A 21,673-nucleotide genomic window follows, 5' to 3' on the forward strand; every position below is an offset into this window, starting at 1 on the left:
TTTGGGTATAGTTCAAGTTTAGTCTATTTGTCACAAAAGTCGCTTTTATGACAGTAGAAAATCCAACTTGCATATTGATAAAAAACAACTAGTTGGCGTTTGCCATGCCAACTAGATAGAAAAAGCGCCAGCACTTGATAAATAAAGGCCTGAGTCACTGTTGTGTATTGAACAAACCGATATGAATAGGTAACATAGCCGCCTTTTTTCTGCATAGACGAGATAACCATGAATTTTTCCTTAGGTCAGCGCTGGATCAGTGATACGGAATCAGATTTGGGATTGGGCACAATAGTGGCACTTGAGGGGCGTCAAGTGACTATTTTATTTCCCGCTAGCGGAGAAAACCGTGTTTACTCAGTACAGGAAGCACCTGTAACTCGAGTTGTATTCAACCCAGGCGATGTGATCCGCCATGTTGAAGAGTGGGAACTACGTGTTGACAGCGTGGAAGAGCAAAATGGACTATTTTGCTATCATGGTACTCGAGTTGATAATGAAGAAGAGACTTCATTCAAAGAGACCTTTCTTGATCACTTCCTCAAGTTCAATAAACCTCAAGATCGTCTATTTGCAGGCCAAATCGACCGTTTTGATCGCTACACACTACGCTATCAAACTTGGCAACACCAGTTTGATAAAGAACAATCTCACCTTAAAGGATTGATAGGTCAGCGCGCTAGCCTTATTCCACACCAGCTTTATATTGCCGATGAAGTCGGTAAGCGCTTTGCACCTCGCGTACTTCTGTCTGATGAAGTAGGCCTAGGTAAAACCATTGAAGCGGGCATGATTTTACACCAGCAAATTCTCTCTGGTCGCGCCAACCGTGTGTTGATCGTGGTTCCAGAGAACTTACAACACCAATGGCTTGTAGAGATGCTACGCCGCTTTAACCTGCACTTTTCGATTTTTGACGAAGAGCGTTGTAGCGAAGCTTATGCAGATGCACCGAATGTATTCGAAACAGAGCAACTGGTATTGGTTAGCCTAGAGTTTATTACCAAAAAGCGCCGCTGGTTTGAACAAGCCACACTCGCTGATTGGGATCTACTGATTGTTGATGAAGCACACCACCTGACGGTCACAAAGGAAAAGCCAAGCACTGAATATCAACGTATTGCTGAGCTTTCTCAGGATATTCCTGGGCTTATCTTGTTGACTGCAACACCTGACCAACTTGGTCACCGCAGTCACTTTGCGCGTTTACAGCTACTCGATCCAGACCGCTTCTACGACTACGACGTGTTCGTTGAAGAAGAAAGTCATTATAAAGAAGTCGCAGAAGCCGCGAACAACTTACTGCAAGACAAAAAGTTAGACGCAAAAGAAGAGCAAACACTTTGTACACTGCTAAAAGAAACCGATATTTCTGAGCTACTTGCAAAGGCACAAAGTGGCAATAGCGACGCCAAAGCTGAAATTTTGTCTATGTTACTAGACCGTCATGGTACTGGCCGTATTCTATTTAGAAATAGCCGCAGTGGCATTGATGGCTACCCAAGTCGTTTGTTACATCAATACCCAGTACCTTTACCAAAGCAATACAAAACAGCAATGTCGGTAATGGGTAACATTGGTGGTATTCAAAGTCCTGAATTTAACGCGATGCGTGCTTTGTTCCCAGAAAAAATCTTCCAAGAGTTCGAAGGTGAAGGAAGCAGCTGGGCGCAGTTTGACCCGCGCGTTGAGTGGTTGATTGCTAAATTAAAAGAGCTGAAACACGAAAAAGTACTGCTTATTTGTGCCAAAGCGGAAACCGCAATTAGCCTTGAACAAGTGTTACGTGAGCGCGAAGCGATTAAAGCGGCGGTGTTCCACGAAGGCATGTCTATCATTGAGCGCGACCGCGCGGCAGCGTTTTTTGCTGATGAATATGATAGCGCGCAAGTATTACTCTGCTCTGAAATTGGCTCTGAAGGTCGTAACTTCCAGTTCTCACATCACTTGGTGCTATTTGACTTACCGCTTAACCCTGACTTACTTGAGCAACGTATTGGTCGTCTTGACCGCATTGGTCAAAAGCACGACATCAATATTCACGTGCCTTACTTTGAAAGTACCGCACAAGAAGTATTACTACGTTGGTATCACGAGGGCTTAGATGCATTCGAAACCACCAGCACTACAGGGCAAATGCTGTATAAGTCTTTTTCTGATGATTTGTTAGCGCTGATCGCTGAACACAACTGTGACGAAGACGAATTAGATCCTCTATTGGAGCAAGCCGCAAAAGAAAACGCACAGCTGCGCACAAAGATGGAGCAAGGTCGAGACCGTCTACTTGAACTTCACTCAAGTGGCCAAGGTAAAACAGATAATATCGTTGCTGAACTTGAAGCACTTGATAACGACGTAATTTTGCCTGCGTTTATGATTAATGTGTTTGATACTTTTGGTGTTAACCAAGAAGACAAAGGCGAGAATACGATTATTCTCAAGCCGACCGAGCACATGCTAAATCCTTCTTTCCCTTGTTTGAAAGACGATGGCATCACAGTGACTTTTGACCGTAACACCTCACTGTCACAAGAAGACGCGCATTTCATCAGCTGGGATCACCCCATGGTCAGCGGCGTAATGGATATGATCTGTAACGATGACTTTGGTTGTGCGTCAGTGGCACTGCTTAAAAACAACAAGTTACCTGTCGGTACTTTCTTTGTTGAAATGATCTTCGTTGCAGAAGCTTCTGCGCCTAAGTCTCTTCAGGTAGGCCGCTTTTTACCGCCAACACCAATTCGAGTCCTAATGGATAAAGGTGGCAATGACTTAGCCCAAAACGTTGCGTTTGATGCATTCAATCAACAGCTTTCTGCCGTTGGCAGACAAACAGGCAGTAAGCTAGTTAATGCCCTGCAAAGTGCTATTCACCCGCTTATTACTCAAGCTGGCGATATTGCACAAGCTCAACTTGAAAGTATTCAAGCCAACGCGATGGATAAAATGCAAAAGCAATTAGGTGATGAGCAAGGTCGTTTACAAGCACTTAAGGCTATCAATCCGAACATCCGTGATGAAGAAGTTCAAGTATTTGATAAACAAAGGGCTGAGCTGAGCACACACATTGAAAAAGCGCAGCTTAAGCTGGATGCGATTCGTTTAATTGTGGTTGCAAACCAGTAAACCTTCCACAGCGAAAGAGAGCTGCGGCTCTCTTTCTTGCTACCGCTCACTTAGCAACTCATATATAATACTCGGCTTCGTTCTTGTTCATGCTGAGGCAGCTGGTGTTACTAAATTACGCGCCCCCCCTTTCTCCCTATCTTGATATTTTGTACCAAGATGAAGATATGTTGGTGATCAACAAGCCAAGCGGATTACTCACCGTACCTGGTAAAGATCCGAAGCATTGGGACAGCGCTATCGCCAGAGTCAATTTTGTCTACCCTACCGCAAGAATTGTGCATCGCCTTGATATGGCGACATCCGGCGTACTGTGCCTTGCGATGAATAAAGCAGCGCATCGCCATCTGAGCATTCAATTTCAAGACAGGTTAACCCACAAACACTACATCGCCCGTGTTTATGGCAAATTACAACAGCAAACGGGTTCTGTTGATTTACCGCTGGTGTGTGATTGGCCTAACCGCCCTAAGCAAATGGTTTGTCATGAGACCGGAAAACCTTCATTAACGCATTTTGAAGTCATGGAATATGAAGCGCAAACAACACGCGTAAAGCTAACCCCCATCACAGGACGTTCTCATCAACTCAGAGTACATATGCTTTCGCTTGGACACGTTATTCTAGGTGATAGACTATACGCTACGGGAGAGGCATTAGCGGCGGCTTCACGTCTACAGTTGCATGCAGAGATGCTGCAAATTTCACATCCGACAACTACTGAGATGATGACCTTTACCGCCCCGGTTCCTTTCTAAGTAATCTGAGCTAAATAGCGTTTACTCTGTTAGTTAGAAACGGTTAAGAAACTGTGGCCTTCGAAAATTAAGCAAATTTAGCGTGGTCAGCTAACGCTCAGATTAACGTTTGATTAGTCACTAAACAAAGCGAGTAAAAAGCACGCGGTTAACACATAAATTGCATTACTATGGTTTCGTGATCGGCAGATGTTTTATATACTGTAATTGTTCCCTAGCTCGTAGGACAGCTGATTAAGTCCCTGAGCCGATAAATTTCGTTTAGGATAGCAGTTTGTTTACTATTGAGCATGCTCGGCATGTACCGAGAAGCCTACGGTAGGCTGTTGCTCTCCGCCTTGAACCTCAGGGTTCAAGGGCTGACATCGGCATCCGCGAAGCTGGGGAACAACCTTTCCCACTTGACGCATGTCATTGCCTTAGAATTAACTCGCTTTTACACATACTCAATAAACCACACCTCCAACTCGATACTATAAATTCGGCTACACGGTTAACGTCGCAAAGCAAAGGAAATCGCGAAATAGACGCTCGAAAAGAGTCGCGAGATAAATTCTAGAAAAGAGTCGCGAGATAGACGCTCGAAAAGAGTCGCGAGATAAACTCGCTGCTACGAAAGATTATTGTAAGCTATGCTCATATCTCAGTGTTTTTAATTACTACGAGTTAGTACCAACTCACTACAAAACATCTTTATATGAAAGGAAAAGCCATTAAAAACTTTCATTTTTATTGATAACCTTTTGTTCTATTCCATAGTCAAAGAATATTTTAGCCAAATCAACAAAACCTCTATAGTAGCGCGTTATTTTCATATATTTCGAAAGGTATTCTGATGTCTTTTGCTGTTATCGCCGCGTTGGCGGTTTTTATTGCCATACTTTTCGGTCTTTACCGCTTTCAACAGCGCTCCGAAACCCTGTCACGAACGGTATTATTAGGCTTAGTTGCGGGTAGCCTATTTGGACTCGCCCTACAATTTGTTTTCTCCGGTGACTTAACCACTAAACAGACTGTACTAGATTGGGTTGCGATTGTTGGTAGCGGCTATGTCAATCTTCTAAAAATGGTCATTATGCCATTGGTCTTAGTTTCTATGATTGCCGCGGTTGTAAAATTAGATAATCAAGGCTCTCTTGGAAAGATCTCGTTTGTCACTATCGCAATTTTAGTTTTTACCACGGCCATTGCGGCGCTCATTGGTATTTTTATCACTCAAGCATTTGGGTTAAGCGCTCAAGGCTTAGTTGAAGGTGCGCGCGAAACGGCCAGAATAGCGGTACTAGAAGAACGTGCAACAACCGTTGCCGATTTAACCATTCCACAAATGCTGCTTAGCTTTGTACCAACCAATCCGTTTGCTGACTTAACTGGCGAGCGCTCGACCTCGATTATCGCCGTGGTGATTTTTGGTGTGTTAACTGGTATTGCTGCTCGTAGAGCCATCATGGAAGAGTCAGATTTAAGTAACCCAATAAAAAATGCAGTTGAAGGCGCACAGGCCGTTGTACTGCGATTAGTACGTATGATCATCGCCCTCACGCCTTACGGTGTAGCTGGCTTGATGGCCAAAGTGATCGCCACATCAAGCATGGCTGACATTATTAGCTTACTCGGTTTTATCATTGCCTCTTACGTTGCCATTTTACTGATGTTTTTGGTGCATGGTTTGCTCGTTACTTTGGTTGGTGAAAACCCAAAGCATTTCTTCCAAAAAATTTGGCCAGTTTTAACTTTTGCTTTCACCTCACGAAGCTCTGCGGCAACCATTCCACTGAACGTTGAAGCGCAGATCCACAAGCTTAATGTTCCCCCTGCGATTGCAAACCTTTCCGCATCGTTTGGTGCGACAATCGGACAAAATGGCTGCGCCGGTATTTATCCTGCAATGCTTGCAGTAATGGTTGCGCCAACAGTAGGAATTGACCCGTTCGCACTCGACTTTATTGTCTCTTTAGTGGCTATGGTTGCAATTAGCTCGTTTGGTATTGCGGGTGTTGGAGGTGGTGCCACTTTCGCAGCTTTGGTGGTACTACCGGCAATGGGACTGCCAGTGACAATTGCAGCGCTGCTTATTTCTATTGAGCCATTAATTGATATGGCAAGAACGGCACTCAATGTATCGGGTTCAATGACCGCAGGTACAGTGACAAGTCGCTTGTTAAAGCAAAAGCATACTAACGAAGCAATGTAGTGCTATGACAGCTTAAGGGCCAGTTAGTTATCTGGCCCTACACTTTCAATCAATCACAAGCTTTGCAGTGCCAAGCCAAAAAGACAACAAGGACTTCATTGAATCCACCAACTCATGATATTGAGAAGGTTTGGTCATATAAGAATTTGCCCCAAGCAAATAACACTGTTTTATATCTAACTCTGAGTCTGATGTGCTGAACATAATAACTGGAATATGCTTAAGGTTTGCCGCCCCGCGCATCTCAGCTAATACATCTTTGCCGCTTTTTCGTGGCATATTTAAATCAAGAATAATAAGGCTAGGCAATAGCTCGGTGCTATTAAGTTTTTCAATCAACTCAACGCCATCACTTACAAATTGTAACTTAGCCTCCATCACGCCATTATCTTCAAATGCATCACGGATTAATTCTTGGTCGTCGAAATCATCATCTGCAACCAAGATATAGTTTACAGAGTGAAGCTGTTTAATTAAATCATGATGATGAACCATACGCTCTCTCCTTAAACTCGCGTTAAACCTCGAGTTTGTATGCTGATATCAGAACCGCATCAATGGCTCTACAGCTAAGTTAACTCTCTTGCGCTGAAATCGGCAAGCTAAAATAGAAAGTAGAACCTTGCCCCACTTCCGTTTCGACCCATATGCGACCATGATGTCTTTCGACGATTTTTTTACAAATAGCAAGCCCAAGCCCAGTACCGGCATATGCGCTACGACCATGTAATCTTTCAAAAAGATTGAAGATCTGCTCACTAAATTCGGGATCAAAGCCAATCCCGTTATCCTTAACGGCAACAATCAGTTCATTTGCTTTACGTTCGCTGCTAATCGAGACCCGCGGCGCTCTTTCTGGCGCACTAAACTTAATCCCATTATTAATTAAGTTTAGCAGCACACGTTGCAACTGCCTGCGATCTCCAAATACATCACCAAGCCCTGTGGTATCCACTTGTGCGTTTGATTCTTTAATCACTAACTCAAGATCTAGTAAGGTTTCAGCTAACGCATTATCGCCATCAAATGATTTAAATGACTCACCTTTACGATCAATCCGTGAAAAGCTTAGCAATCCTTTGATCAACTTTTGCATTCGCTCAGCAGAATCCATCATGCGCTTAAGATAAGAGGCATGTCTATCATTTAGTCCCTCAGCTGAACACTGGATCCGATCGCCGAACATTTGGATTTTTCTAAGTGGCTCTTGTAGATCATGGGACGCTAAAAAGGCAAAACGCTCCAGCTCTTGATTCGACTCATGTGCTTTCTCAAGTGCTATCGTCAGTAATTGCTCAGCAGTGCGACGCGAAGTGATCTCATTTTCCAACGCTTCGGTACGCTTGGTAACTTTTTGCTCTAGAATTGCATTAAGCTTTTTATATCGCTCAGATTTAGCCAGCACATAATTAACCAAGGTATTACGAAACTTCAATGCACAACTTACTTCGGCTTCCGTCCAAGGGTGAGATTTGCACTTCACATTCTCGACCCACAACTTAAACGAACTACGCGGCATTAAACGGTGGCTACCATCATCCAAAAACTCAATGGATTTTTCAGGCTTCCCTCCCCAATTTTTGGTTTGAATAACTTCCTTTCTAAACCACATGATGAAGTGATTAGCATCCGCTGAAAGTGGCATCAATAGCACCCCACTCGCGGTTTTCGCAAAGGCTTTAAATGTTTCGTTAAGCTCACCTAAATTATGGCAATAAAAAATGGAGTCATCGCCAAGTTGATGCTCTGCAAGCCATTGGTAAATGGCTTCTATATCCACTTTTGCAGGAGTTTGCCCGTAGCATTCCAAATCATTGTCAACACGCCACGCGACACCTGTCGCTTTCATCATCTCTTGTAAAGCAGCGGATTCGTACCTTAGCCCATCAACAAAAAAGATTTCTTTTGCCATGCGCTCGGTGACGGATGAGCTCAATGTCAGTGCATTGGCTTCTGCCATTGCTTCTAAGGACGAAGTTTTGAGAGAGATAAGGTAAGATAACATCAGCCCCATATACTGGGCGACTTCACGGATGTTAAATGGCACTACGTGCTTCTCGTAGTGGTGGCAGGCAATCAGCCCCCACAATTTACCAGCAACAATAATACTGATAGACATGGTTGCCTGAACGCCCATATTGCGTAAATATTGGCAATGAATTGGCGAAACACTACGTAAAATACAAGCACTTAAGTCAATCGGCTTGTCTTGCGGATAAAGCGGTGAATTTTCGCCATCAACGTCGGCAAGCAAGCGGATCGGATTCCTTAAATACAGCGCTCTTGCTTGTTTTGGAATATCCGACTCAGGAAAGTGCTGGTTTAAAAACGAATTAAGGTCATTACGCTTCGATTCTGCAACCACCTCACCATTATACTCGTGATCAAATTTATACAGCATCACCCTGTCAAATTGTGTTAACTCTCTAATCTCCTCCACGGCCATCTCGAACGAAGCCTGTAACGACTGAGAATCCACCATACTAGACAACGAATGTTTCATAAGGTGCTGCATTGAATGATTGATTTCAACGCCATACGCCGTATTTTGCTCAAGCTCTAAAATGAGCCCAGCTTCGTTTTGACTAGCGACTACGGAGAATTCAACGCATGTTGAGTTCTTGGTTTTTATGCTGGCAGTCATCGGATTAAGACGATGAATTTCAGAGGAATTAGCGTTACTGACTAACAACTCAAAAAAGGAGATTCAAAAATCGCTTCAGCATGAGTATTGACCAAAGCACTAGGTTCAAGTCCTATAAGTGCGGCAAAGTTTTCGCTAAAATAGCGCAGGGTTAATGTGTTGGTGTCGAATAGCAATAAATAGCCATGTGGCTGAATTGAACCTGGAATATGAATTGGCTCTTTATGACAATTGTCTAGTGTTGCTTCGAACTTCTCCACCTTTACTACATCCTCTCCTTTTACCTAGCTACACCATCCTATCACGGATCCCCACCTAGTATGCAAGGTGTTCAGAGTAGATATACGCTCGGTTCACAAAGCAATAAAATGCGATTAGACTTACACAACTACGAAGTAAAAAGTAAGTGTATTATGACAACCACAGTAAAGTGCCCAACCTGCCAACAGGCTGTTGAATGGTCGGATAAAAGCCCATTTCGTCCGTTCTGCTCAAAACGCTGTCAATTAATTGATTTAGGTGATTGGTCTGACGAATCAAATACGATTTCTACACCGATGAAAAGTGGTGAACTTACACCTCAAGATGCGGAAAATTTGATTGAAGATATAGAAGCGATGCTGGCAAAAAACGACGATAGCTTTTTTAAAGAATAAACTATTGGCCGAGTATCTCGGCCTGACACTTTAATCACAGCTTATTTGGCGAAAATAGCTCGATCTCGATAGCATTTGCTAACGATCTATCTCAGTTTGATCTTGTTCCGGTTTCTGCTCAGTGCTTCTCACTTCATTTTGGTAGCTTTTAGCAATATGCCCCGCTCCTTCCAAAATATCGCTTAGTTGGATCCGGCAAATTTCCGACAATTTAATTAAGGTACCCAAGCGAAATGAGCTTGTTCCGTTTAGGTAATCGTCTAGTGTGGTGAGACCTATTCCGAGCTTTTGGCTAATGGTTTTTTTAGTATAGCCTCTACGCTTTTTGAGTTCTTTTAGCAGTTCTCGGATCCTAAGTGTCACCTCGTATTCTTCAGGTGTCTGCATGTCTCCCTCAGTGATACCTAGTAACAAACAGCCAACAACAAAGAATACCCTTAGTTACTCTGAAAAAAACAAAAGTTATTGGAAAGTTTGTGCGCGTAAATTAAGAATTTTTCAATTCGACACTATTTCAAAGAGTTGTCCGCAGACTCGCTAGATGTACTCTTAATCGAAAAGTACCACAACGCAAACATGTTATCAACATGTAACTTAAAGCTGTACAGACAGTCGCATTATTTTGTACATTAATCGCAACTGGCCTGTACTCTTTGTCAATTTGGAGTACCAGCTCTCATTATTCAACAGTAACTGGCAAGAAATGATAAAGCCCTTACCGTGAAGGTCAGGGCTAAGTTGGAGAGAACATTGGGACTTAATCTGCTTTTTTATGGCCTTTGTGGCTACGGCGTGATTTAAGTGCTTGGAGCTTATCGCGCTGCTCTTCATTCAATACATGGAATACTTTGTGGCGAGCTTCCATTGAAAGTAGCGCCCAGGTTTGCTTTTTATCTTGGCCTTTTTCCAGTAAAAGTTGCGCTTGAATCTTATCGAAGGTTGGCGCTGCCATAAGTGCTTTCATTTCCTCACGATAAGCTGAATATGCTTCTTTCCCGCTTTCTTTTAGCGCTTTTTTGGCAGTTTTGTAATCCGCATAAATTGTCTTTAGTTGATCTTGCTGCGCTTCTGTTAACTCTAATAACTTCTGGCCTTTATCTGATAGTAGCAACCTTGCTGAGTGCTCAAGCTGCCCGCCCATCGGGCCTGCGTTTGCAGTGAAGCTGAAAGTCGATACGCCAAGTGCTGTAACTAATGCTAAAGTAGATAGTAATTTCATGATATTGGCTCCTTGTTCGCCATTGCTTTGTCATTTCCAAATTTAGCAAGCACAAAGAAAAGGAACGTCAGACAGAGGTAAAGTTTTGTCAGTGCTTTGCAAAAAAAAGCAAAGGCAATTTACATAAGGCGTTGAAGTAAGGTGTAATATGCTAGAGCCGAACTATTCAGACCAACGCCAATCAACAATGCTGGACTAAGTATGACAATGAAACATTCCATTTTACTTATTGATGACGACCAAGAACTTTGCGGCCTGTTAAAAGAATACTTTACTGCAGAAGGCTTTGAAGTGGCGATGGCCCACACAGGAACTGAAGGTCTACAGCTGGCATTAAAGCAAAATTTCGACCTGATATTATTAGACGTAATGCTTCCCGAAATGGATGGTTTTGAAGTACTAAAAGCGTTACGTGTCCAGAAGATGACACCCGTTATCATGCTAACGGCAAAAGGCGATGACTTTGATCGCATCTTTGGCTTGGAGCTAGGTGCTGACGATTATATTCCAAAGCCGTTTAACCACCGCGAACTACTCGCTCGCGTTAAAGCGATTACCCGTCGCGTCGATCATTATAAACAACACAGTCCGGACGATACCTTTACTATCCATCAGCTGCGTTTAGATGTAGCTTCAAGAAGTGCTACTGTTAATGGTGAGGTGCTGTCACTGACGGGCACCGAATACGAGGTGCTACTATTGTTGGTCAGAACCGCAGGAGAAGTGGTCGACAAGCAGACTATTTCACGACAAGTACTAGGCCGACCACTTGTGCCTTACGATCGCTCTATCGATATGCATGTCTCTAACGTTCGCAAGAAAATTGCCGCGTTAAGTGAACATACTTATATCAAAACGATCCGCGGCGCTGGCTATATTTTTCTAAAGGCGTAATGAATGAAGCGGTACTTACTTGTTAAGGTTTTTGCCTGGTTTTGGCTTACCATCATTGCCACTATGTTGCTGCTGCTTGGGATCAGCATGCTACAACCTGATGTTGTAGAAACTCACCGCATCTCAAAACCCATGCTGCAAAATCTAAAACAATTAGAACAGGCGTTAATACGCGCAAGCGAGCGCCCCAACTTTGAGTTGAATAAGGTCGCCAAACTGCGTAAAAGAAAGGCGCTAAATATCTACTTGAGCCACCGCGATGCCGAAAAAAGCGTTGCCGCCGATCCCAATATAAAAACGCTGAATTTAGATTTACTCAGTTTTACCGAAGATGCTAAACCTGCCGCTATTTTTACTCCTGAGTACAAGGCTTTTGGCCCCCTAGAGCTTACACTTCAAGGTGAAAATTATCGCCTATATTTAATTTTTGAAAACCATACCCCAAGTGCGCTCATCAAATTAAGAACTCTGCCGCTTTGGGTAAAAATTGCGGTCGTGCTAGGCGCAAGCTTATTACTGTGTTTTTGGTTTACTCGAGATCTATTGTCGCCAATTAAAGAGCTACAAAAAGCTGCTGCAAAACTTTCTCGTGGAGAATTGTCGAGCAGAGCCAATATAAATACCAAGCGCCAAGACGAGCTCGGCCAACTGGGTCATGATTTTAACTTAATGGCTGATAAATTAGAGTCTCTGGTTAACAACCAAAAGCGCTTGCTTGCTGATATATCCCATGAACTACGCTCACCGCTCACCCGCTTACAAATGGCCACAGGCCTCGCTGCCGGTCATGCCACAGCGCAAAGCCAAAGTTATATCGATCGCATTGAGCGTGAAGCTCAGTTAGTTGAAAATATGCTCAGCGATATTTTGCATTTATCTAAGCTCGAAGCGGATCAAGTACCAATCGATATGCAGATAATTAAGCTCAATGAACTGCTCGACCCGATATTGGAAGATGCACTGTTCGAAACACAGCAATTAGAGAAGGATCTTGTCGTCACAGCACTACCCGAGGCAACACTTTATGGCGACCCAATGCTACTTAACCGCGCATTCGAAAACATTATTCGTAACGCGATTAAGTATGCCACTAGCCGTATTAATGTCGATATTGAGCGTGATGGTAATCAGTTGCTATGCACTATCAGTGATGATGGTAAAGGTGTAAGTGAAGACATGCTCGACAAGCTTTGCATTCCATTTTTCAGAGTGTCGAGCGCACGTACGCCAAGCAAAAATCAAATGGGCGGGTTTGGGCTAGGTCTTGCCATTGCGCAGCACGCGTTAAAAGTACATGACGCTCATATCGAATTTAGTAATAATGTTGGTTTGCAAGTCAGCATTCGAATTCCATTACACAGGTAGCCATGTTTTATAGCCAAAGTCAGCAACTTGAGTCACACCTTCCGGAAATTGATAAGCACTGGCAAGGCTGCCAAAAAGGCTTTTTTGATACCCCTCATGGTAGGCTATTTTACGCCTACCACATTCCAGAAAAGGCAACGTTTAGCCTGGTGTTGGTTAATGGTCGTATTGAATCTGCTCATAAATACAGAGAATTGCTGTGGGAGTTTGCGCAAAACAACATAGCGGTATTTACCTATGACCATCCAGGACAAGGCTACTCGCCGCGATTACTTAAAGACAAACAAATCGGCTATGTTAGACGCTTTGAAGATTATGCCGCAACGCTGCACTGCTTTATGGACCAAATCGTTGCCAAGCAAAATACCTTGCCACTTTTTATATTGGCGCATTCAATGGGTGGCGCCATTACCTGCGATTATTTAACATTATTTGCGCCTCACAACATAGAGGGAGTCTATTTATCAGCCCCGATGCTTGGGATCAATACGACTCCCTACCCGGCTTGGTTTGCCGAGGGACTGGCAGGCGCAGCTTGTTTATTTGGGCTTGGTAAGCATTATGCATTGGGACAGGTGCACTACCACAACAAACCTTTTCAAGATAATGACCTTACTGATTGTCCAATTAGATATGCGCTATTTAGAGGTTTGTACGATCAATTTCCCGAGCTACAACTCGGTGGTGTCAGCTTTGCTTGGTTATACACGGCGCTACATAAATGCCGCTCGTTTCAAGATATCAAGCTAGATCTGCCAATCCGTATCGCGACAGCCAGTGAAGACAGCATTGTTGATAATCAGGCGCAAAGTCAATTTGCCGCAACCAGAGACAATGTGACCGTTACAGAGTTTATCGGGAAACATGAACTACTTTGCGAGCAAGATAATACCCGCAAAGCCGTGCTAGATGATTTTTATGCGTTTACAGACGAGTTACTTAGCGCTAAAGAAACGGGGTCTTGATGGATAAGCACGTCCATCTCACAATCAAACTCTTCTTTAATGCTAGCAACCACCTCATCCGCAACCTGGTGCGCTCGCATCAGCGGCATATCGTCATCAAGCTCCAGATGCAGTTGAATAAATTTGATTTTGCCACCTTGCCTGGTACGCAAATCATGTACTCCGTAAACGTCCTCATGACTCGACGCAATAAGTATGATCTGTGCTTTTTCTTCGTCTGGCAGCTCTTTATCCATTAAGTGCGCAGCGCTTTCCTTGGCAATATCCCAACTGTTATAAAGTAAATACATCGCCACCAAAATACCAAAAATCGGATCGGCATAACCTACGCCGTAAAAGTTAAGCAATACCGCTAGGAGCACAGCAAGGTTTAATAAAATGTCGCCCTTATAATGCAACGAGTCGGCCTTAATGGCGATGGACTGCGTGCGTTTAACCACTTGATATTGCACCGCAACCACCAACAAAATACACACTATCGCAAATAAACTCACCCACACACCAAACAACGAATGTGGAATTTGGGTTGGATTGATAATTCGCTCTACACCATGAAAAGCCAATAAACTCGCAGAGCCCGCGATAAAGGCCGCTTGCCCAAGCCCAGCTAATGCTTCTGCCTTTCCATGACCAAATCGATGATCATCGTCCGCAGGACGTAGTGCATAGCTCAGCACAAAGAAATTCATTAAAGAGGCACTAATATCAAGCAGCGAATCAGTTAAAGAGCCGAGCATAGCGGCACTCCCTGAATACAGCCAAGCCCAACACTTAGCTGCGATCATCAATCCCACCATTATGATGGTAAAGACACTCGAAAACCTAACCCAAAACTCATAGCTGCGACCCACTGGCACCTCATTTTTTCATGTTATTTAATCTGACGTTTGGATAACTAACCTAAATCTCTAATTAGTCGTCAAACCACTCGCAAAATGCCACAGCATCGCGATGCTGTTATATTACAGGGTAATGCTTTGAAATGAAAAACAGATTACGGTTGTATAGATTTTCACAACAGTCGTACTTTAAAAACTGGCTAATACCTTTCACTCTATCAAGCGCAGCACATATAAATTTCGACAAGTATCAGCTATACTGCCGGGCAAAATTTAATTGAGGCCTATCATGTTAGATATCGTTTTATACCAACCCGAGATCCCGCCTAATACAGGCAATATTATTCGTTTGTGTGCCAATACAGGGTATTCACTACACCTGATAGAGCCGCTAGGGTTTGAATGGGATGATAAACGAGTAAGACGTGCAGGCCTTGATTATCATGAATTTAGCGAAGTAGAGCGCCACCCAAACTTTGAAGCATACTTAGCAAAACGAAGCCCAAAGCGAGTATTTGCTTGCACGACAAAAGGTACCAAGTACCATCATGAAGTTACCTATGAAGCTGGTGACTGTTTACTGTTTGGCCCTGAAACTCGAGGTTTGCCAGAAGACATTATTTTTTCACTGCCTGAGCCTCAGCGAGTCCGCATTCCAATGCGCCCTGATAGCCGCAGTATGAACCTATCTAATGCTGTTTCCGTTTTTGTTTATGAGTCTTGGCGACAACTGGGATTTGCTGGCGCAAAGTAAAAATAGCGCCTATCCTCTGCTGCATAGGAGCAAACTTGAGGCACAAAAAAGGCGCCTTACGACGCCTTGCTAACTTTAATTTACATTAACTATAGGAATTCTTTTAAATTTCTGCGTGGTGCAATATCGTACCAACAATATCACTGAATTTATTTGCCGGTTTCATTGAATTTACTGCACGTCCACAGGCTTTCATCATATCGATCAGGTCAAAATAACCAACTGGATGCTGAGTCACTTCATCAATAACAAGTAAAAACTCAAAGCCACCTTCTTCCATTGTTTTAAGCACATTGCCAACCACAGTTTGGCTAGTTTGTTTTAAGGTGATTTGACGAAGATCTGATAGTGGGATCATGACATCATTGACGTTTAAATCACGTCTTGTACAACGGCGTCTTTCTGCAATACTCAACACGTAGCGACTGCCAATTCTTGCATTAGAGATCATACCAACAAGCTTTTCTTTGCTATCAACGACAAAGCTTGCTCTGCGGTGCGTTTTGTCCAGCACTAACGTAGCTTCATCTATGCTACTGTTTTCATCAATATGCTGCATAGGTGCCAAATGTAGATTGTGCATTAGGCAATGTGCTGGGGCTTGCTCAAGGTTGTCAGTGTTACAAGCTGGGAAGTTATTTTCAGCAAGTTCATAATTTGCAACAGGTTGAGTTTTCAATACTGTGTAAGTGTTCATAGATCACCTCTATCTTTAAAATTAATTAAGCACGGAAAAGGACTAAATTAATTTGCGACAGGTGGTGCTCTAATAGACTCGCATACTGAGTTTGAATAAGAATAGGTGGGTTGTGATTGCGCTACGATAAAGCTACTAGCAACCACGAAACGATGAGTTGTTGATACAACGCAATCATCTAAGTCAGGGCTGGAATTCGAATTGTCTAGGTCGACAACGATAGGTGCGATTGAAAGCGTGGTATCACATTTAGCAGCATCGGCCGTTGACACTGTCAACAGACTCAACATACAAAATGTAATCATCCAACGAACTAACCGCATAGTATTCTCACTTCTACTGCCTTACTTTGAGTGTATGGGCAGTTTCTTGCGTTTACAAGTATTATTTCTAATCTATTTACTAAGCTTCTAAATATACTAAGGTTAATTTTCATACGCACATTCAGGCACTGTGTGAGCTGAGATGAATTGTTACTAATCTCCTATTTGTAGCCCGCCATTTAGCGTTATACTAACGCCAACATTTTTGATATGTGCCTTAAATCAAAAGAATTAAACCATACCAATTTTCTTAATTAAGGTGATCTACTTTGAGGCGAGAAAATCTTGTCGATAACCAGGTGAAAATTTTGCTATTTGGTTGTTCTAAATGAGAAATTTTTAACGCAGTTAGCGTCAGATTTGCTCCTTCAAATTGCGCAAGTATTAAGACTAATTGGTATTACAACACGAGGTGTACAGTGCAACTATCACGCGGTATCGAGTACTTTATTGCCGGCTTTTCTTTGATCACCCAAAAAGGGTTAAAACGTTTTGTATTTATTCCTTTAACAATCAATGTACTGCTATTTGGTGCATCACTCTTTTTTCTTTACGACTGGCTGACTCAAGGATTTACTTATCTCAACGGATTATTACCAGATTGGCTCAGTTGGCTGGAATGGCTAATGTGGCCAATTGCTATCTTAGTGATACTTTTCAGTTATAGTATGATTTTCACGGTGATAACCAACTTTATTGCCGCGCCTTTCAATGGCTTACTCTCCGAAAAAGTGGAACTTTACCTGACCAACCAACACATCAATGATGATAAGCTAATTGATACCATAAAAGATGTGCCGCGAATGTTGGGTAGAGAATGGACCAAACTCTGCTATTACCTTCCACGTGCACTTGGCTTTTTCATCTTACTTTGGATACTGCCTATCGTTGGGCAAATTTTATGGATTATGTTTACGTGTTGGATGTACAGTGTGCAATATAATGATTACCCGTTTGATAACCATAAAATTCATTTCAAGCAAATGAAAGACGATTTGAAGAGTAAACAAGGGCTGTCTTATGGCTTTGGCTTTGCGGTGTTTGTACTGACCTCAATCCCATTTGTTAACCTCATCGTGATGCCCGTTGCCGTTTGTGGCGCCACTAAATTATGGGTAGAGAACTATCGTCAGCAATATCGCTAAGACGCTCGTATGACTGACATCTAGCTGTCAAAAACTCATGCTTTACTTACTTTTTTGCAAGTATTCAGCGGAGTCGCTATGCGCCTAACATTAGGCCTTATCTGGTTAACGGTATTTTTAACGGGGTGCCAGGCAACAAAACAGTTTGATGTCGGTACACGGCCTCAATTTTTAGTCTCGCAACTTCCAGATGGTGAGCTTAAAGAAAAGCTTGCAAGCTGTTTAGATAAACCAATCAAGCGCACACGTTTTTCCATAGGACATCGCGGTGCGCCACTTTTATACCCTGAGCACACCAAAGAATCATATATAGCCGCCGCAAAAATGGGAGCTGGAACGCTCGAATGTGATGTTACTTTTACGAAAGACAAGACCTTAGTTTGCCGCCATGCGCAATGTGACCTTCATGCAACAACCGATATCTTGTTACAGCCTAAGCTTGCTAGCAAGTGTAGACAACCCTTCACCCCAGCGGATCCAGACTCCGGTAAACTTGCGTCTGCTCAATGCTGTACCTCAGACATTACCTTAGCAGAATTCAAGCAACTAAAAGGAAAAATGGATGGTGTGAATACTCAAGCAACCACAGTAGCAGAGTTTGTCAAAGGCACTCCCAATTGGCGTACAGATCTTTATGCCAGTTCTGGAACCTTAATGACCCACAGCGAAAGCATTGCTTTATTTAAGCAACTTGGTGTAAATATGACTCCTGAGTTAAAAATGCCAGAAGTGCCAATGCCCTTTAATGGGTTAAGCCAAAGTCAGCTCGCGCAAAAAATGTTGGACGAATATACTGAGCACAATGTCCCCCCATCTCAAGTTTTTCCACAATCCTTTTCGTACCAAGATATTCAGTACTGGATAAAACAGGCGCCAGAGTTTGCAAACCATGCCGTATTTCTTGATGGTAGAGAAGCTGGCGAACATTTTGATATTAACAAACCAAGTACTTGGCAACCGTCAATGGAAGACTTAGTCAAAAATAAGGTAAAAATTATCGCCCCACCAATTTGGATGTTAATTAGCGAAGATAAAAATGGCGATATCATTCCATCGCAGTACGCCCTAGCCGCTAAACGCGCAGGATTAAAGATAGTTGCTTGGTCTTTAGAGCGCTCAGGCCCTTTAGCGAACGGCGGCGGTTGGTATTATCAATCTGTAAAAAACGCTGTTAAGCATGATGGCGATATACTTAGGGTGTTGGACATATTGGCAAAACAAGTTGACGTAGTTGCAGTATTTAGTGACTGGCCTGCGACTACCAGCTTTTACGCCAGCTGCATGGGAATTGAATGATAGGCTAATAAGATTTATGGCTTAGTGTGGGTAAAACCCGCACTAAGCTAAGATTTACAAATGCCAGAAAGCAAAAAACCTCGCGATTGCGAGGTTTTTTAAAGGATGGTGCCCAGAGGCGGAATCGAACCACCGACACGAGGATTTTCAATCCTCTGCTCTACCGACTGAGCTATCTGGGCAAATCTTTTTTAGTATCTGAATAACTTACTAACTAAGCTATCCAGAAAACACAGGCTAACGCCTAAATAAAGTGGTGCCGACTATCCGAGTCGAACGGATGACCTACTGATTACAAGTCAGTTGCTCTACCAACTGAGCTAAGTCGGCACACTAAATTATTGGTGCCCAGAGGCGGAATCGAACCACCGACACGAGGATTTTCAATCCTCTGCTCTACCGACTGAGCTATCTGGGCAAATCTTTTTTAGTATCTGAATCCTAAAAGGGATTTTCAATACAACTCCAAGCAGCTCTACCGAATGAGCTATCTGGGCAAATCTTTTTTATTCTCTAAATAACTTAATAACTAAGCTATCTATAATACACAGGCTGACGCCTAAATTAAATGGTGCCGACTATCCGAGTCGAACGGATGACCTACTGATTACAAGTCAGTTGCTCTACCAACTGAGCTAAGTCGGCACACTAATTCGTGTACCATGCAGTTTCTGCATGCACCACATTGCTAATGCAATGATTTTAATCTGGTGCCCAGAGGCGGAATCGAACCACCGACACGAGGATTTTCAATCCTCTGCTCTACCGACTGAGCTATCTGGGCGTGCGGCGTATTAAACGGGTTTTGCGGTTCTAAGTCAACCCTTTTTTTAAATACATTTATCGTTTGCACAGTTTTCAGACAAAGCGGTTAAAATACCGCTTTTTCGCTGAAAAAACACCCGGCTAACCATGTTTTACTGTATTTAACGGCTGATATCTATGAAGCAGGCAAACCACTTTAGACCTACAACAAAGAAAAAGGCACCACTTAAGAGAAATATGTGCTTAAAGGAATAAAATAGAATGGCGATACATATTCTATCTCATTCCTATAGCGAAGCTCGGCAACAAGGTTTATCAATCCTGTTTAGAGATTGTCTTTATGTTGCGCTTCAAATCTTTGTTGCATGACCAGTATCGCTTTTTCTACCGCTTGCTTTGCATTACTCGTATCGCCGTTTGTTACCGCTAATATCGCTATGTTCTTTTCTGGCAACACTAAGTTGTCTAGATAGAAGGTCCCAGTAAAGCCATTGTGATGAAAGCTACTGTTGTTTGGAGTAAGGATCCAGCCTAAGCCATACTCTGGGCTAACCGGTGTGAGCAGTCGCGTATATGAATTAGCACCAATCAAATTATCACCACCTCTGGCGCCCGCGAGATAAGCACGTAAATAGTATGACAGATCGGTCAAGGTCGTACTGACTAACCCAGCAGGTCCAACAACGTTTGGTAGATCGACCCTATCGGCCGGTGTTATTGGATGCCATTGCCCTTCTCGCATCTGATGACCACTCGGCTGTCCTTCTGGATCTCCATAGCTAGCAGGCCCAAATCCAATATTTTCCATTCCAAGAGGAATGAATACCTCTTGCTTCACTAACGCTTCCCATGATTGCCCTGTCACACGCTCCAACATATGCCCTGCAACAACATAACCTGCGTTACTATATAGATAGGTTCCTTGAGTCACTTCTGGTTGCGTCGTTAACGCCTCTTGAGTCCAGGCATATCTTTGCTCGACCATGCCACGTTGATCTAAATGCCACTTACCAGAATACATGGAGTCAAGATCACGCTTTAAGCCCGAAGCCATCGAAAGCAGTGCAGTTAGGGCCTGTTGACCTTTGCTGTTTGATTTTTGTTCTTCTGAGTGTGTTTTGGTCGCGACGCTCGACTTGCCGCCTAGTAATCTAGGCAAAAGTTGAGCAACAATGAACAAAGCGCACTCAGGTGAACCCAAAGGGCAGCGCTTGATTGGCATTTCTACTGTGTTATCGCCTGACTCACATAGAATAAGACTCACATAGAATAACTATGCTACGCCGGCTCTGCCTTGTATAAATACCAATCAAACTGCTGCAAAAACAAACTTGAAAGATCAACAGGCCCTAGTGTAACAGACTCAAATTCAGGGTTAATTTTTCCGATTAACTCAGGAAAAACATCACTCACCCGACTGTCAAATCGAATTAACCCCTGCTCAACCAAACGAGCAGCAACGGTTGCTGTCATAGACTTACTGAACGAACCAATCGACCACTTATCAAGTTTGGTGACCAGAGCTTGCCCTGTGCTCACTCGCACACCAGCTACATCAAGCTCAATCAACTCATCCCCATAAACGATAAACCCGCCAAGTGCGGGCATAGCAAACTCAGCCCGGATTGCTTCCAGTTGTTCGTTGAGTAGCCCGTCTCCCACCTTGCCATAGGGCGGCGGAGTGACGGCTACGTCTTCGCTAGCGCTATTTTCAATAGCAATAGAATTGTCACTGTTATTACAGCCAGTTAGTAAGGCGCAGCCCAGCAGTGTGATAAGCCAACCAAACGCCAGCCGACTTTGACGTAGAAACATGAGATATCCTTATAAGTATTAGGTTGAACGAATACTACTTTATAAAAACGTTACGTAAAATTTAATTTTTATTAAAGTTTAATGCTTTACACATCGCAGGCGTGGTTAAAATTATCGAGATAACAACCTGATTATTTTAAGATTTAAAACAATCAAGTGTTCTCAGTGTATTGCCACTATTGATTGAAAAACGAGAGGTAAAAACTTGCCGAAGGTGA

21 protein-coding genes, 5 tRNA genes and 1 other RNA gene are annotated in these 21,673 nt (G+C 43.1%); 11 read left to right on the forward strand and 16 right to left on the reverse strand.

Going from position 1 to position 21,673, the window contains the following annotated elements; genetic code table 11:
• Positions 1-23 precede the first annotated feature (23 nt).
• Positions 24-230, reverse strand: coding sequence for a hypothetical protein (locus PPIS_RS10575; RefSeq protein WP_010372338.1), 207 nt, complete (start codon positions 228-230; stop codon positions 24-26).
• On the opposite strand from PPIS_RS10575, the gene rapA reads away from it, so the two are divergent.
• From rapA to PPIS_RS10595, 4 genes are all read left to right on the forward strand, one after another.
• Positions 229-3,126: an RNA polymerase-associated protein RapA gene (gene rapA, locus PPIS_RS10580; RefSeq protein WP_010372341.1), complete on the forward strand. Its 2,898-nt coding sequence runs from the start codon at positions 229-231 to the stop codon at positions 3,124-3,126. The two genes, PPIS_RS10575 and rapA, sit on opposite strands and share 2 nt — an antisense overlap.
• A 104-nt stretch (positions 3,127-3,230) precedes the next feature.
• Complete coding sequence (gene rluA, locus PPIS_RS10585; RefSeq protein WP_010372345.1) at positions 3,231-3,884, forward strand: bifunctional tRNA pseudouridine(32) synthase/23S rRNA pseudouridine(746) synthase RluA; 654 nt, start codon at positions 3,231-3,233, stop codon at positions 3,882-3,884.
• Between the two features lie 208 nt (positions 3,885-4,092).
• Positions 4,093-4,275: non-coding RNA, 6S RNA (gene ssrS / locus PPIS_RS10590), on the forward strand.
• Between the two features lie 444 nt (positions 4,276-4,719).
• On the forward strand, positions 4,720-6,078 hold the full coding sequence (locus PPIS_RS10595; RefSeq protein ID WP_010372348.1) for an L-cystine transporter: 1,359 nt from the start codon (positions 4,720-4,722) through the stop codon (positions 6,076-6,078).
• A 45-nt stretch (positions 6,079-6,123) separates the two neighbouring features.
• On the opposite strand, the gene PPIS_RS10600 is transcribed toward PPIS_RS10595, so the two are convergent.
• The 3 genes from PPIS_RS10600 to PPIS_RS25375 all read right to left on the reverse strand — a co-directional run bounded on the left by PPIS_RS10600 (position 6,124) and on the right by PPIS_RS25375 (position 8,982).
• Complete coding sequence (locus tag PPIS_RS10600; protein ID WP_010372351.1) at positions 6,124-6,573, reverse strand: response regulator; 450 nt, start codon at positions 6,571-6,573, stop codon at positions 6,124-6,126.
• Positions 6,574-6,652: 79 nt separating this feature from the next.
• A complete protein-coding gene (locus PPIS_RS10605; RefSeq protein WP_010372356.1) occupies positions 6,653-8,722 on the reverse strand; it encodes an ATP-binding protein in 2,070 nt (689 codons plus the stop codon).
• Between the two features lie 41 nt (positions 8,723-8,763).
• The gene (locus PPIS_RS25375; RefSeq protein ID WP_010372358.1) at positions 8,764-8,982 is read right to left on the reverse strand and encodes a phytochrome family protein; all 219 of its coding nucleotides are present in this window, start codon (positions 8,980-8,982) and stop codon (positions 8,764-8,766) included.
• A 153-nt stretch (positions 8,983-9,135) separates the two neighbouring features.
• Here PPIS_RS25375 and yacG point away from each other — a divergent pair, with 153 nt between their 5' ends.
• Positions 9,136-9,378, forward strand: coding sequence for a DNA gyrase inhibitor YacG (yacG, locus tag PPIS_RS10615; RefSeq protein ID WP_026345569.1), 243 nt, complete (start codon positions 9,136-9,138; stop codon positions 9,376-9,378).
• Between the two features lie 78 nt (positions 9,379-9,456).
• Here the strand turns inward: yacG and PPIS_RS10620 are convergent, their stop codons facing one another.
• Positions 9,457-9,765 carry a helix-turn-helix domain-containing protein gene (locus PPIS_RS10620; protein ID WP_010372362.1) on the reverse strand — a complete coding sequence of 103 codons (309 nt, stop codon included), beginning with the start codon at positions 9,763-9,765 and terminating at the stop codon, positions 9,457-9,459.
• Positions 9,766-10,135: 370 nt separating this feature from the next.
• Positions 10,136-10,597 (reverse strand): Spy/CpxP family protein refolding chaperone, encoded by a 462-nt coding sequence (locus PPIS_RS10625; protein ID WP_010372364.1) that lies wholly within the window; start codon positions 10,595-10,597, stop codon positions 10,136-10,138.
• A gap of 207 nt (positions 10,598-10,804) precedes the next feature.
• On the opposite strand from PPIS_RS10625, the gene PPIS_RS10630 reads away from it, so the two are divergent.
• The 3 genes from PPIS_RS10630 to PPIS_RS10640 are packed head-to-tail and all read left to right on the forward strand — an operon-like array spanning position 10,805 to position 13,821.
• The gene (locus tag PPIS_RS10630; RefSeq protein WP_010372367.1) at positions 10,805-11,491 is read left to right on the forward strand and encodes a response regulator; all 687 of its coding nucleotides are present in this window, start codon (positions 10,805-10,807) and stop codon (positions 11,489-11,491) included.
• 3 nt (positions 11,492-11,494) lie between these two features.
• Entirely contained in the window at positions 11,495-12,856 is a 1,362-nt protein-coding gene (locus PPIS_RS10635; protein WP_010372370.1) for an ATP-binding protein, read from the forward strand.
• 2 nt (positions 12,857-12,858) lie between these two features.
• Positions 12,859-13,821: an alpha/beta fold hydrolase gene (locus PPIS_RS10640; protein ID WP_010372372.1), complete on the forward strand. Its 963-nt coding sequence runs from the start codon at positions 12,859-12,861 to the stop codon at positions 13,819-13,821.
• Here PPIS_RS10640 and PPIS_RS10645 read toward each other — a convergent pair.
• A complete protein-coding gene (locus PPIS_RS10645) occupies positions 13,773-14,618 on the reverse strand; it encodes a cation diffusion facilitator family transporter (protein WP_081629146.1) in 846 nt (281 codons plus the stop codon). The two genes, PPIS_RS10640 and PPIS_RS10645, sit on opposite strands and share 49 nt — an antisense overlap.
• Before the next feature lie 331 nt (positions 14,619-14,949).
• Here PPIS_RS10645 and trmL point away from each other — a divergent pair, with 331 nt between their 5' ends.
• The gene (trmL, locus tag PPIS_RS10650) at positions 14,950-15,414 is read left to right on the forward strand and encodes a tRNA (uridine(34)/cytosine(34)/5-carboxymethylaminomethyluridine(34)-2'-O)-methyltransferase TrmL (RefSeq protein ID WP_010372377.1); all 465 of its coding nucleotides are present in this window, start codon (positions 14,950-14,952) and stop codon (positions 15,412-15,414) included.
• 103 nt (positions 15,415-15,517) lie between these two features.
• Here trmL and PPIS_RS10655 read toward each other — a convergent pair whose 3' ends face one another.
• Together PPIS_RS10655 and PPIS_RS10660 are read right to left on the reverse strand one after the other, a co-directional pair.
• Positions 15,518-16,111 carry a CBS domain-containing protein gene (locus PPIS_RS10655; RefSeq protein WP_010372380.1) on the reverse strand — a complete coding sequence of 198 codons (594 nt, stop codon included), beginning with the start codon at positions 16,109-16,111 and terminating at the stop codon, positions 15,518-15,520.
• Between the two features lie 47 nt (positions 16,112-16,158).
• Positions 16,159-16,434: a hypothetical protein gene (locus tag PPIS_RS10660; RefSeq protein ID WP_010372384.1), complete on the reverse strand. Its 276-nt coding sequence runs from the start codon at positions 16,432-16,434 to the stop codon at positions 16,159-16,161.
• A gap of 419 nt (positions 16,435-16,853) precedes the next feature.
• On the opposite strand from PPIS_RS10660, the gene cysZ reads away from it, so the two are divergent.
• Together cysZ and PPIS_RS10670 are read left to right on the forward strand one after the other, a co-directional pair.
• Positions 16,854-17,579 (forward strand): sulfate transporter CysZ, encoded by a 726-nt coding sequence (gene cysZ, locus PPIS_RS10665; RefSeq protein WP_010372387.1) that lies wholly within the window; start codon positions 16,854-16,856, stop codon positions 17,577-17,579.
• 78 nt (positions 17,580-17,657) lie between these two features.
• A complete protein-coding gene (locus PPIS_RS10670; protein ID WP_010372389.1) occupies positions 17,658-18,875 on the forward strand; it encodes a glycerophosphodiester phosphodiesterase family protein in 1,218 nt (405 codons plus the stop codon).
• A gap of 106 nt (positions 18,876-18,981) precedes the next feature.
• Here the strand turns inward: PPIS_RS10670 and PPIS_RS10675 are convergent.
• The 7 genes from PPIS_RS10675 to PPIS_RS10705 form a co-directional block, all read right to left on the reverse strand.
• Positions 18,982-19,057 (reverse strand) — tRNA-Phe (locus tag PPIS_RS10675).
• A 72-nt stretch (positions 19,058-19,129) separates the two neighbouring features.
• Positions 19,130-19,205: transfer RNA gene (locus PPIS_RS10680), tRNA-Thr, on the reverse strand.
• A 12-nt stretch (positions 19,206-19,217) separates the two neighbouring features.
• A tRNA-Phe gene (locus PPIS_RS10685) sits at positions 19,218-19,293 on the reverse strand.
• Between the two features lie 151 nt (positions 19,294-19,444).
• Positions 19,445-19,520 (reverse strand) — tRNA-Thr (locus tag PPIS_RS10690).
• Between the two features lie 63 nt (positions 19,521-19,583).
• Positions 19,584-19,659, reverse strand: a tRNA-Phe gene (locus PPIS_RS10695).
• A 306-nt stretch (positions 19,660-19,965) separates the two neighbouring features.
• Complete coding sequence (locus PPIS_RS10700) at positions 19,966-20,904, reverse strand: serine hydrolase domain-containing protein (RefSeq protein WP_248694154.1); 939 nt, start codon at positions 20,902-20,904, stop codon at positions 19,966-19,968.
• 14 nt (positions 20,905-20,918) lie between these two features.
• Entirely contained in the window at positions 20,919-21,455 is a 537-nt protein-coding gene (locus PPIS_RS10705) for a serine hydrolase (RefSeq protein WP_010372392.1), read from the reverse strand.
• Positions 21,456-21,673 lie beyond the last annotated feature (218 nt).

Source organism: Pseudoalteromonas piscicida (genome assembly GCF_000238315.3).
In the GTDB taxonomy this organism is placed as follows: domain Bacteria; phylum Pseudomonadota; class Gammaproteobacteria; order Enterobacterales; family Alteromonadaceae; genus Pseudoalteromonas; species Pseudoalteromonas piscicida.